We start from the raw sequence: 12,856 nt of genomic DNA, 5'->3' as shown, positions 1-12,856 counted from the left end.
TAGTTACCAGTATATCATCTTTTAATCATTTTGAAATAAACTTTGGAAGCTGATCTTGTAAATGTTTCTGATCATCCTTAAAACGTTTGCTTATAAATGAAAAATAAGCTATAAAATAAGTGTGTTCATCTTCTTTTTTTCTCACTGATAAAAAGTGGTCAAGGTGGTCGTTACACGTTACAATGAAGGCAGATTTTAACCTTGAAGCGGAGTCAGAGCGGTATAAACGGTGTGCTTTGCAACTTCTTTATGATCCAATGTTGTCGCATGTATACTGCTATATGCTAGAGAAAGGAAGAACGTATGAATACATTTCAATTTCCGATGAAAGTGGTCAAACGGCAAGTCTATGACCGGATAGCTACACAAGATCATATTTCCAAAACAGAATTGCTGCAAGAAATGGATATTACGAGTAGTAGTCTGAATCGTATTCTAGATGAACTGACACGAGAAGGATGGATCAGTGAATCCGGTCAGGGGCAATCTACAGGCGGACGACGACCTACATTATATCGTATCAATCCTACGCACCGCTATATTATAGGATTGGAGATTTCACGAGTCTATTCGGTATTGGGATTGTATGATTTGCAGATGAATACGATTGTGTCGTATCGCTGGTTTATGGATGAACAGATGACTCCTGAGCGTCTGGTGGATTATGTAGAAGAACGAATCGATTGGATGCTCAATGATTATCAGTTAACGTTAAGTCAGATGATCGGTATAGGGATAGGAGCAGTAGGGCCTCTAGATCGAGCAAAAGGAATGATCTTGAACCCTGTTTATTTTCCAGCGACAGGTTGGAAAGATGTAGCGATCTGCCAGATGATTAACGAGCGTACCGGATTAACAGCAGTGCTTGAAAATGGAGCCAATACAGCACTTATAGGCGAACATTGGGCAGTGCGAGATGAGAATATGCAACATATGTTATTTGTAAATGTGGGCGCAGGGATTCGTTCTGCGATGATGTCTGGCGGACAATTAGTGCGGGGTGCTGTTGATCGTGAAGGCTCGATTGGACAGATGATTATTCAGACTGATGGAGAAAAATTACACGATCAAGGAAATTATGGCGCACTGGAAGCTTTTGCTTCGGTACAAGCGCTGGAACAGCAAGTCAGACAACGGGTAAAGTTAGGTATGGATATCTGGAAAGCGGCGCAAGAGTTAACACCGGAGCAGATTCATTTTGATAGCTTAATTACTGGTCTGAATCAAGGCAATGTGTTTTTACAAGAATTGTTTGCGAGGTCTGCTAGTTATATGGGGATCGGGCTTGCTAATCTGATTAATATTTTATTGCCAGAGAAAGTAATTCTCGGTGGTGCATTGATCAATGCCGATCCTTCTTATTATGAACAGGCGATAGCAGTTGCTCGCAAAAAAGTAGGGTATGATAACAGTTACCAGCCGATCTTTTCTAAAGGAGTATTGCAAGAAAGAGCGGTGGCTGTGGGTGCTGCTGTGATGATTTTGCAACAAATGGAATTGTAATCTAATCTGTTGGATTGACGCTGAGTCTGGTTGATGCTAACATGGCGGTGTGACATTACAATATCTGTATATTTGAGGAGAGAATAATGATGAGTAACCACAACAACTTTCCGATCGAACTAGGGCAATTCCGCGATGATCTTGGATTGCTAGAAGACGAAGCATTTCAAAAAGGGTTTCTCATTTTGGATGAACAAGGTAATGAACATGATATGATGATCGTCAAAACATTTACGTATGATCAGATTCCGTATGCTCTTTTGTTACATAAAGAACCTTCGCCGTTAGATGGTACGATTTTACGAGTGGAGTATGATGAGGAAGAAGACGAATTTTTCTTGAATCATATTACTGATGATGAAGAATGGCAACGTATGGGACAAGTGTATGAAGTGATTATTCAGTTAAATAAAGACAATCCTCCTGCATCATCAAATGTAGAATAAAGGTATATGATTTTGATCATGTGATATGTATACAGAAAGACCTTCATCAAGTGATCAGGAAGGTCTTTTTTGCAATGTAATTATTGGAATTTAGTAATATACGTATCAAAATAATCATATACATCATCAATCATCGTACTACCTTTTGTTAATTTATCAATTCCTGTGTTAAGCGTTTTGAGATTGATTTTGTTGGTAGATACTGATTTTTGAATCAGCGTCATTCCTTGTAGTTGTAAAGAGATTGCTTGAATCGTTTTGTTGTGAATAGCAATCAACTCTTCATTTTCAGGCTTGATTTTTTTCATGCCTTTGACGAACTTGGTGTAGTTCGGAATAATCGTTTTGTTGAGTTTGGTGTAAACGTGCTTACGTGTGCTAGCATTTAATACACCCAATTGGTGAAGCTGATCGATAGCCGTATCTTCATAGTTTTGAAGAGGAGTTAACTGATCGATATAAGACATAGCTTGCTCGTATTCTTCTAACAGGGCAGGATCAACGTCTTCATCTGTATACGTATCTTCATCTACATTGGTATTATCGTCCTCGGTGATCCATTCACTGTCTGTTGAAGTAGCGGTATCCTCTGCTGCAAAAACAGAAGCTGTAGGGATCAAAGAAGTACCAATCAGTAGAAAAGCAAGTAATGCGGTAGCAAGAATCTTTTTGTTCATGAGTAATAATAGCCCCTTAGTGTGTATAGCGTACGATTTTTAGAATAGTCACATGCTAAGGTTTATTGTGCAGGTAGAAATTTGGAAATATATGCTTCCATTTCTTTATCAAATTGAAGTAACAAATCGCCGCCTACGTCTAATTTAGCATTGGACTTGTCCAGTATATCATCATTTAATTTGGTTTTGGATACATATTTTTGAAACAAAAGGAAGCCTTCCATTTCAAGGGTAGCGCCTTTGATATACTTAGCATGCATTTTAGCTAATTCAGGATGAGTCGGTTTGATTTGTTTGATACCTGTTAAGAATTTTTTATAGTTTGGAATAATCGTATTTGTAACCAGTGCATATTCTTGTTTGCGATTGGTATTGTTAACATAATCATTTTTGTAATAGGCTGTCCACGCTTTTTTCTCATACTCCAGTAATGGCGCCATCTGATCACTATACTCTAGAAATTGAGTCGCTTCCTCCACTAAAGCAGGGTCAAGATTCTCTACACTTTCGCTCTCGTCATAAGTATCTTGATCTACCGCTACAGGAGGATCTTCTAATGAAGAGGCGGAAAAAGAAGAAGCCATCGTTTCCAGATCCATCGTATACGTGCCATCCGGCAAAACATCATCCGTAGCCGCAAAGGTAGCGTTTGCAAACATCACATTGGAACCTGTCAAAACAGCGGTTAACACCAGTGTAAGCATGAGTTTTCTCTTCATCTGTAATAATCCCCTTTTTCTAGCGTTTGGCAGTATATAAAATGATTATGTTGAAAATTTACCACGTAAATTAAAAAAAACCAATACCAAATTAGTCAAATTTTAAAAATAATAATTAACGTTAACAACGTATGGTAGATTGCTATCTTCTATTAAGGTTTAAGTAGTAAAGAGAACCTACTCCATTAATCGACTATAACAATGAGTATAAGAATATGGATATACCAATAGAATGAAGGAGGAAATACAAATGAACAAACAATATGATCTCATTGTCATCGGCACAGGTAGCGCAGGAGCGGGTGTAGCCACCGCTTGTAGCAAGGAGGACTGGAAGGTAGCAATTATCGATTCTAGAGCTTACGGTGGCACGTGTGCGCTTCGTGGATGTGATCCGAAGAAAGTATTGGTAGGTGCCGCTGAGATTATCGATTGGAATGAACGGATGCAAGGCAAAGGCATACAACACCAGCCTACGATTAACTGGGCAGATCTGATGGCATTTAAAGAAACATTTGTAGAAGATATTCCACCAGCACATGAGAAAAAGTTACAAGAAGCAGGAGTAGATACTTTTCATGGATTCGCTTCATTTGTGAGTGAGGATACAGTTCAAGTCGGAGACGATCAGCTTACAGGTAAACATATTCTGATTGCTACAGGTGCAAAGCCTGCTCCATTATCGATCGAAGGCGAGCAATATTTAGCCAATAGCGATGATTTTCTTAATTTAGAACAATTGCCATCTACTATTGTATTTGTAGGTGGAGGTTATATATCCATGGAATTTGCGCATATCGCTGTGAGAGCAGGGGCAGAAGTACATATTGTCCATCATGGAGATCAACCGTTAGGCAAATTCGATCCTGATCTGGTCGATGAATTGGTTGAGCGTTCACGTGAATTAGGCATTCAATTTCATCTGAATACCGAGATTGAATCTATCACACAACTAGCAGATCAACAGTATAAAGTAAAAGCGACGCAGAACTCGGATCAACAAAAGCAATCTATAGAGATAGAATGTGGATTGGTGGTACATGGTGCGGGTCGTGTAGCGAATATCGATCAGCTTCAGCTAGATCAAGCCAATATCGCTTCAGAGAAACAAGGGATTACAGTCAACGAATATTTGCAAAGTACCAGTAATCCACGTGTATATGCCGCCGGAGATGTCGCTGCAACCAAAGGATTACCGTTAACACCAATAGCAAGTATGGAATCTCAAGCTGTACGTACGAATTTGCTTCAACATAATGTACAAATACCGGATTACAAAGTGATGCCAAGTATTGTATTTACTATTCCCAAATTGGCATCGGTCGGTATGACGGCTGAAGAAGCGCAAAAGTTAGGAGATCATATCAAAATTAACGATATGGACACCTCATCATGGTACACCTACAAACGAACAAATGAAAAGCACACCCGTATCAAAGTGATTATAGATACGAAAGCTAGAAAAGTGCTAGGTGCTCATATTTTAAGTGGGGAAGCAGATGATTTGATTAACCATTTTGCGACAGCGATTCAATTCGATCTTAATATTGATGAATGGAAAAAAACAATCTACGGTTATCCAACTGCGATGTCGGATCTTTCGTATTTTTTGGAAGAGTAAATGCAGCTATATCTTCGTAAAAGAGTGCAATCCTAATATACAGGATTGCGCTTTTTTTATATCCGAATGCGTAATTTCCCTCTTGTCAGACTACAGTAATTCAGATATCATCGAAATAAAACGCTTACATTTTATAAAAAGACAGGTACGTATTCCTTCATTATTCAAAGGAAAGGGGTATCATTATGTATGCAGAATTAACGGCTGATCGTTATTTATTAGCTGGACCATCGCCTTGCTACCGTCCACAGGTACAACAGAAATGGGTTATTCTTTATACATTGTCCGGTCAGGGAATGATCCATGATCAAGATCACCGTCTCGAATGTCGTGCAGGCAGTATTGATATTATTCCGCCTGGTATGCAAAAAAGTGTATGTCAACCTTCCGATCATCGACTAGAAGGCATTTGTTGCTCTTTTACCGCTCATCCACAATGGTCTATTTTACTCAAAAGTATTCAAGATTTCTGTCCTAGCCTACATATCCACATGGATCATTCTATTTTAGCTTCACGTGTTCAACATGCTTTTGAACGTCTACTGGAATATTGCACAGAGCCTATAAGCAGATACGATAAAGAACTTTCTTTTCACACTCTTAGCGAAATTCTACTTTCTATTACAGTCTATTATGAGCCTCAAGAAGATCGTACAGATTCAAGAATTACAGAGATTATCCAATACTTGCAGGAACACTACAAAGAAGACTTGCGTATAGAGCACCTGGCACAGCGTGTCTGCCTTTCTCCATCACGATTGCTACATTTATACAAAGCAGAGACAGGAGAGACGATCGTCGATACAGTGACTCGTATGAGGCTAGAACAAGCTGAATATCTGTTGCGCTTTACCCCGCAGTATATTAACGAAATCGCTTATGAAGTAGGCTTTAATTCACAGACTTATTTTTCTCGTAAATTTGCTGAGCACTTTGGTGTCAATCCTTCGACATTTCGTCAGGGACATACACTTCAACCGATTATATTGACTTCGTAATCAACACAAAAAGCCCCTGTGGCTTAGAACAGAGACGATAGTAATTATCGATCTGCTCTAGCACAGGGGCTTTGGTGTATCTATCTAACAAAGGCTATCCGTTTTTATTTAGAACGAGCCTGTTTGTTATGGTGAACACGTCTCATAATCAATCCAAACAATAACAATGCTGATCCAGCTAACCAGAAAGGCATATTGCTAGACTCGCCTGTTTGTGGCAAACGATCCACATCAGGTGTATTTGTTGGAGTAGACGGATTCGATGGTACAGTTCCTTTAGGAATTGGATCATCATTTACCGGAATATCTTTGTCCGGCGTTACCGGTACATTCCCTTGAGGGATCGGATCATCATTGATCGGAACCTCCGGGTCTGATGGTGAATCCGGCGTTGGATTGTTGCTTACCGGAGTCGATGGTTCATTTCCTGGTTGTGATGGTTGTGTCGGTGTATCTGGTGTAGGTTCTCCAGAACCTTGTGGAATCGGATCATCATTTACTGGAACATTAGCAAATGGGTCATCCGGTGTAGGCTCTACACGTCCACCTGGCACATCATCATCGTCATTATTAGATGGTTGCCCAGGATTCGTTGGCGTTGTACCATCTGGTGTTGTAGGCGTTGTCGGTGTAGTAGGAGGCGTCTCCGGTGTTCCGCCACCTCCGCCGCCCGGTGGCGTTACCACTGGTGGCTGTGTTACTGGTGGAATCACGACCGGTTGTTTCTCATTCGTGATCGTCAGTGACAACATATTGCCTTTTTTCAAAGTACTAGAATCAATAGTTACATCATGCACTGTAGGATCAAGTACATATCCAGCAGGTGCTTTGATTTCTTGTAATGTATATTTACCATAGAGCAGGTTCGTGTACATTACTTGTCCTTGTGCATCTGTTGTTAACTCGATTGCTGGTTTGCTTTGAGCTACATCTTGTAATTTGAACGTAGCATCTTCTAGCGGTAAGCTCTTATCGTCTTTATCGACTTTTTGTACTGCTAATTTGCCGACTACGCCTGAACCTGTACCTGAACCGGAAGAAGTACGTACTTCAATTTCTTGTTCTGTCGCAACTGTTCCTTTTGTAATACCGTTACCGGAAAAGGCTACGCTGTTGCTGACTGCTTCTCTATCCGCTGCTGTAATCATACTTGAGTATTCAAGAATAAAAGCAGAACGGATCGGTTTGATGAACGTTAATTCAAAACGAGGTGCTTCGCCTGCAAAGAATGCTAATTTGTAGTCGGTTCCTTTTACCATTTCGGTTCCTTTAGACAATCCACCATTGCTAGCTACATTCGCTGCAAACAAGTGGAAAGAGCTGCTAGATAACACTTGATTCGGTGTAGGAGTATCTACAATCTTGGCATTTTCTACATAAGATTGACCGCGGTTAATATAAACCGTCCAATTGATTTTGTCTCCATCTTGTGTACCTGTTTTGGAGACATATTCGCCACCTTTAGGAATCTCTACAACAGCTGCCCACGGATAATAATCATTACCGCTACGAAGTACAGCTTCATTATGAATATTGGAATCAATCACTTGATTCTCAAGCGTTGTTTTGAATGTAATCCAGTAAGGTGTGTTGATTGTGTCATTAAAAGCAATTTTTAGTTGATTCGTATTCTGTGCTGTAGGAGCAGTGAATGTATATGCTGAAGAATCTACAGTCGATCCTTTAGAAGTACCATTCCACCAGCCTAACAAATTCAGATTATTCACTTCTAGCGATCCAGGTACATACGTTTGACCGGATTCAAGTGTATCTGTAATTACAGCATTAGGTAATTCTTTTTTGTTGTAGTTTGCTTTGATTGTCCAAGTGATCTCTTTCGTTGTTGCGTTATAAACGCCTTCTTTAGAGCCATTGTTGACAGTCATATTATCTGGCCAGAAACGTGCTTCTGTTGTTTGAGAACGAGGTGTACCGTTTTCTGTCCAAGTTAATTTAGCACCATTGTAGAACTCAGGTTTTGTTTTATCTATTTTCCAATCGTTATTGAACGTTGTTCCATATTGGATCGTTAACTGTTCCTTAACGTCTTGAGCAAATTTAATATCAAAACCAGACTTGGCATTGCTTGTGGTTACGGTATAAGCAGATTTTGGAAGTTTAGCACCATCAGCTGTACGAACAACCAGTGTAGATGGTAAAAATTCTAAGCCACCGTTTGTGAAATAATCGTTGATCGCTACATCAGACATTGTATATCCATCACGATTGACGACTAATTTCCATGTTGCAATTTTACTAATATAATTTGCATCTGATAAGGTTTTGACAAAAATCGTACTTTGCAAGTTTTGACCTGCTTGTACGCCTGTTCCATCTGAAGTTACTTTGTTGATTACTTTCTCATCCGTATAGACACGTCCAGTAGCTTGTGTCTGATAAGTGATCGTGTAACCAGAAGTAATATCAGAATTGAATTGAAGATCAAAACCATTTGTTCCTTTGTCGTTCGTTACAGGAGTTAACGTATAGTCTGTACCTTCGACCATTGTAGTACCTGTAGTTACATTAACGACTTTAAATGTATTCTGAAGGAACTGTTGTGTGCCATTAAAGCGATCTTTAAGCAATGCTTTAGCTTTTGTAATCGGCTGTTCATTCATATTGTAATTGATAGACCATGAGATCGTACGAGTCTTATCGTCATAACCAACTACATTTTTAGACAAAAATTCACCGCGTTTTACACTAACTGTTGCGCTGGCTTTTACTGATTCAACACTGCTTGTCAAAGTAGCTGTATTCGTGTAGCTAGTCTGTGTTCCTTTATCTACTGCTGTAGAGTATGTCACACGATAAGCAGAACGAATATCTTGAGCAAATGTAATTTTGAAATCCGCTGGGTTGGTTGTTAATTGATAACCAGACGTGATTTCTTGACCGACTTTTGTACTACCGTCTACATTGACATCTAAGTTATAGACATGAATAGAGTTAGGATCAAGTGTAAGACCTGTAGGAATCGGGTCAGTTAGTACACCATTTTGAATATGCTTGAGGTTCGTGTTCACATCAACTGTCCAGTTGACTTGTTGATTTTTTTGAACATCGCCTTTTTTACTGATTGCCGCACCTTTTTCAGGTTTGATCACTATAACGATCACTTTATCAGAACCATTGATCGGGAACGGAATCTCTATTTCTGTACTACCTTTTAGAATCTCTTTGCTAAATTCTGTGTTGATCTGAAGCATACCGCCAATTTGAGAATGTTCTTCAACGAATTTGTTAAATGTCATAGTAACATGACCTTTACTGGTTACATTGAAGCTACCTACAGAATCACCATCAAAACTTAACGGTACATTATTGATATCGTTGTACAATTTGAAAGCAGCAGGAATATCAAATTCATACGTAGAACCTGCTTTGTACGATCCGTCATCCGGTAAAGCCCATTGATAGATCAGACTTACAGGTGCGCCTGCTTCGATCTGATAATCAGGGTTTTTGACCATATCAATCACGTTATTGTTAGCATCAACAATAGTGACATTCGTTAAGATACTCTGTGAGTTAGCTACTGGAGCAGGCTCCGGTGTAGTAGGGGTTGTAGGGTCAGTGGGTGGAGTTGTACTTGGATCTCCTGTCGATCCACTATTACCAGATCCACTTCCATCCGTCGGGGCGTATGTATCCGACTGTACAGTAGATTGATCATTGGTACTTGTAGTATCTGTTGAACCTGAATTAGCGACTTGTGAGGAATCTGTAGATTCCGTACTTGATGACGATGACGTATCGGCAGCATAGATTGTACTGGTGGCACCGACAAGAAGGTGTACCATAAGTATCAGTGACAGTACAAATGCACTTATTTGTTTTGCTTTTTTCATCTAATATCCCCTTGCAATCTAATGATGAATAACGTGCGAGTCTGACGACACAATAGTTGACTTACTGTAAGTTTTAAAATTAAGCTATTTGTGTGAGTTGCTCCTTTCATTTTTGTAAATACCTGCTTTGACAGTATACACGCTGTTTCTGAACAATTTCTCAACAACTTTTAGCAATTGGGCAGGAACTTTCGGACAAGTCATCAACGCAAAGCAATGAATTGAAGCAAAGCCAAATACTAGAAATTAAAACTGACTCATTATTTATATCATACAAGCCGACAATAACGCATGAATAAATGATATCTATTCTTAAAATAAGTCGCTAGTACTATAATAAGTCACTGATAGTTTATAAACCAGGAATAAAGTTTTGTAACACCTTGTCGAAAATGAAAAAAAAGCAGGAAACTCTAACATACATCATTTAGAGTTTTCTGCTTTTTTATATTGGTTTTAATATTAGTTTTATTTTTATTTATTAGCTGTACTATCCATCTGGGCTTTGTAAGCATCTAATTGACGTTGTAGTTCAGCCATCACTTTATCGTAGCCCGCCAATTTGAGCTTATCGCGATACTCTTGTACAGCTTGCGTAGGGTCGCCAGCTTTACCGTAAGAAATTGCAGGGCCCATTTCACCTGTAACTTGAGAGATCGCTGTTAATTCAGACTCAATCGCTGTTTTGTCGAATACGAATTGTCCGTATGGATACGGTTTTTTAATTTTGTCGTATTCTTTATACATCGTATCGATTTTGTCCCATGTGGTATCACTAGGAATCTCGAATTTGTCCATACGTCCTGCCCAGAAGTCAGAGTAGAACGAATCATTCGTCTCGTTGTAATTGGCAGGAAGAACACGTTTGCCGTCTTTGATATCGTATTGAACACCTTCCATACCGTAGTTAATCAACTGGTAAATTTCTTTGTTATTGCGAATCAGATCGTAAGCCATCAATGCACGTTCAGGATTTTTGCTATGTGCACCTAGAGATACACCACCATGCGTGATTGGCATTTCCAGTAAGTTATTACTTGTACGGGAGAAAGGATACATCATCAATTCAGAACCCGGTTGATCTTTATCCATTTGCACGCGAAGTCCAGAGAATGTCTGTGTATGGTGACTGTCCATACCGTTCTGACCTGCACGTAGTGCGTTACGTGCATCATTTTTGTTATTCAGTACATCTTCGCGCCAGTATCCTTTATCAGCCCAATCTTTCATCATTTTAGCAAAGTCGAGGAACGTATCTTCAAATACAGGGCTAACGACTTTATAACGATCATCATACGATTCGGTATTGAAAATAGGCATATATCCTGTAGAAATCGGTAACTCTAAATGAGGCGTATACGATTGTACCCAGCCACCAAAGTTACTTGTACTTGCTTGTACATCATAAGGAATCACATCTGGTTTGTTGTCTTTGATCCATTGCAGGTATTTGCCAATCGTATTCCAATCTTTGATCGGTTCTGTAATTCCTGCTTGTTTCGCCCAGTCCCCACGATAGAAGAATCCATGATTGATCCATTGCGTGTAATCGTTTTCAGGAATCAGAACGATTTTGCCATTATATTTACTTTGTGCCCAGTCTTCTTGAGGAATCTCTTTCCATGTCTGAGGAGCATATTTAGGAAGAAGATCATCTAATGGTAAAAAAGCACCCCGTTGTGCATTCGACCATGTATCTAACCAGTCCGTTCCGATCGTGACAAGATCAACAGGTTCACCGGATGCAAGTAACAGATTATATTTGGTCTGCCAATCTGCCCATTCGACCCATTTCCATTGCAGTTCTGCATTGATCTTTTCTTTCATAATCGCATTGACTTTTTCCATGACTTTTTCAAATTGCCCGTTTTTCGGCTTATCGCCAAGTACGACGAAGCTGATCGTTACAAATTGAGAGGTATCACCGCCTGCACTACTGCTTTCTTTTTTACCACCACACGCTGCGAGACTAATGACCATAACAGCAATCAATACTGAAATCGTTAATTTAAGAAATCTGGACATCTGCTAACCTCCTTAGAATAAAAGCGTATCTTGCTTGTACGATATCAAGGGTAGAATACGCTCAGCCTTTGACTGCACCAACAGTAATCCCTTTGATAAAATAACGTTGCACAAATGGGTAAAACAAAATCACAGGACCCGTCGCTACCACAGCCGTTGCCATTTTCATCGTTTCCAGTGGAACATCGCTCATCGCTACGTTAGAAGAAGCCGCAGAGTTACGAATAAAGTCGGCACTGGTCACCACGTTATACAAGAATAATTGCAGCGGACGATAATCCATATCCGGCGAAAGGAATAACATCGCGTTGTACCATTCATTCCAGTAACCCAGTGCAATAAATAGTCCAATCGTCGCCAGTGCCGGAGTAGTCATCGGCAAGATCAGACGTAAAAAGATCGTGAAGTCGCCAGCGCCATCAATCTTGGCAGACTCTGTAATCGCATGGGGAATCGAACGGACAAAACTTTTCATCATAATAATTAGAAATGGTGTTAATAATCCAGGCAAGAGTACAGCAAGATAGCTGTCTTTGAGGTCTAAGTATTGGGTGATTAGCAGATAAAAAGGAACCAATCCACCGGAGAATAACGTCGTAAAATAGATAAAAAATGAAATCTTATTACGATATGTGAAATCCGGTCGCTGTAGCGCATAACCGGTCATTGCTACGATAAACAAACCAACCACAGTACCAACAATTGTGATCCCCATTGTGACTAGATAAGAACCGATAATCAGCTTGGGATTTTCAAAAACGATCTGGTAAGCAAATGTACTAAATTCATGAGGCCATATATTAAAGCCGAACTTCTTCACCGCTTCTTCACTGGTAAATGAGGTTCCCAAAATGAGTAAAAATGGAAGTAGACACGAGATGGCAAATAAGCCGATAAAAATATAACCAAACCAACTCATAATAATCTCGGTATAGTCAGTACGAATACGTGCAGGTCGCGGGGTATTTCCTCCAATCAGATCACGTTCATTACGAATATCCATAGATGTTCAC

Annotated in this window: 9 protein-coding genes; 4 read left to right on the top strand and 5 right to left on the bottom strand. The window is 39.7% G+C overall.

Annotated features, from left to right (window positions below; translation table 11 throughout):
* Window positions 1-303 precede the first annotated feature (303 nt).
* Entirely contained in the window at window positions 304-1,503 is a 1,200-nt protein-coding gene (locus tag QCD85_RS14815) for an ROK family transcriptional regulator (RefSeq protein WP_301263089.1), read from the top strand.
* A gap of 89 nt (window positions 1,504-1,592) precedes the next feature.
* Window positions 1,593-1,949 carry a DUF1292 domain-containing protein gene (locus tag QCD85_RS14810; protein WP_301263088.1) on the top strand — a complete coding sequence of 119 codons (357 nt, stop codon included), beginning with the start codon at window positions 1,593-1,595 and terminating at the stop codon, window positions 1,947-1,949.
* Between the two features lie 80 nt (window positions 1,950-2,029).
* On the opposite strand, the gene QCD85_RS14805 is transcribed toward QCD85_RS14810, so the two are convergent.
* Window positions 2,030-2,626, bottom strand: a complete 597-nt coding sequence (locus QCD85_RS14805; RefSeq protein WP_301263087.1) for a hypothetical protein — start codon at window positions 2,624-2,626, stop codon at window positions 2,030-2,032.
* Between the two features lie 62 nt (window positions 2,627-2,688).
* Window positions 2,689-3,345, bottom strand: a complete 657-nt coding sequence (locus QCD85_RS14800; protein ID WP_274171066.1) for a hypothetical protein — start codon at window positions 3,343-3,345, stop codon at window positions 2,689-2,691.
* A 250-nt stretch (window positions 3,346-3,595) separates the two neighbouring features.
* Between QCD85_RS14800 and QCD85_RS14795 the strand changes: the two genes are divergently transcribed.
* Both QCD85_RS14795 and QCD85_RS14790 read left to right on the top strand, forming a co-directional pair.
* Window positions 3,596-4,966: a dihydrolipoyl dehydrogenase family protein gene (locus QCD85_RS14795; protein WP_301263086.1), complete on the top strand. Its 1,371-nt coding sequence runs from the start codon at window positions 3,596-3,598 to the stop codon at window positions 4,964-4,966.
* 185 nt (window positions 4,967-5,151) lie between these two features.
* A complete protein-coding gene (locus QCD85_RS14790) occupies window positions 5,152-5,964 on the top strand; it encodes a helix-turn-helix domain-containing protein (protein WP_301263085.1) in 813 nt (270 codons plus the stop codon).
* 104 nt (window positions 5,965-6,068) lie between these two features.
* Here the strand turns inward: QCD85_RS14790 and QCD85_RS14785 are convergent, their stop codons facing one another.
* From QCD85_RS14785 to QCD85_RS14775, 3 genes are all read right to left on the bottom strand, one after another.
* Window positions 6,069-9,818 (bottom strand): collagen binding domain-containing protein, encoded by a 3,750-nt coding sequence (locus tag QCD85_RS14785; protein WP_274171063.1) that lies wholly within the window; start codon window positions 9,816-9,818, stop codon window positions 6,069-6,071.
* 474 nt (window positions 9,819-10,292) lie between these two features.
* A complete protein-coding gene (locus QCD85_RS14780; protein WP_301263084.1) occupies window positions 10,293-11,843 on the bottom strand; it encodes a DUF3502 domain-containing protein in 1,551 nt (516 codons plus the stop codon).
* A 61-nt stretch (window positions 11,844-11,904) separates the two neighbouring features.
* Entirely contained in the window at window positions 11,905-12,846 is a 942-nt protein-coding gene (locus tag QCD85_RS14775; protein WP_273614747.1) for a carbohydrate ABC transporter permease, read from the bottom strand.
* Window positions 12,847-12,856 lie beyond the last annotated feature (10 nt).

The sequence above is a fragment of the Paenibacillus sp. PsM32 genome (genome assembly GCF_030433815.1).
Classification (GTDB): Bacteria; Bacillota; Bacilli; order Paenibacillales; family Paenibacillaceae; genus Saccharibacillus; species Saccharibacillus kyungheensis.
This window is presented reverse-complemented; position numbering and strand designations above follow the sequence as displayed.

Bases quoted from the DNA above. Each gene is read 5' to 3' on its own strand.
- QCD85_RS14815 (WP_301263089.1), top strand. From the start codon at position 304: ATGAATACATTTCAATTTCCGATGAAAGTGGTCAAACGGCAAGTCTAT.
- QCD85_RS14810 (WP_301263088.1), top strand. From the start codon at position 1,593: ATGAGTAACCACAACAACTTTCCGATCGAACTAGGGCAATTCCGCGAT.
- QCD85_RS14805 (WP_301263087.1), bottom strand. From the start codon at position 2,626: ATGAACAAAAAGATTCTTGCTACCGCATTACTTGCTTTTCTACTGATT.
- QCD85_RS14800 (WP_274171066.1), bottom strand. From the start codon at position 3,345: ATGAAGAGAAAACTCATGCTTACACTGGTGTTAACCGCTGTTTTGACA.
- QCD85_RS14795 (WP_301263086.1), top strand. From the start codon at position 3,596: ATGAACAAACAATATGATCTCATTGTCATCGGCACAGGTAGCGCAGGA.
- QCD85_RS14790 (WP_301263085.1), top strand. From the start codon at position 5,152: ATGTATGCAGAATTAACGGCTGATCGTTATTTATTAGCTGGACCATCG.
- QCD85_RS14785 (WP_274171063.1), bottom strand. From the start codon at position 9,818: ATGAAAAAAGCAAAACAAATAAGTGCATTTGTACTGTCACTGATACTT.
- QCD85_RS14780 (WP_301263084.1), bottom strand. From the start codon at position 11,843: ATGTCCAGATTTCTTAAATTAACGATTTCAGTATTGATTGCTGTTATG.
- QCD85_RS14775 (WP_273614747.1), bottom strand. From the start codon at position 12,846: ATGGATATTCGTAATGAACGTGATCTGATTGGAGGAAATACCCCGCGA.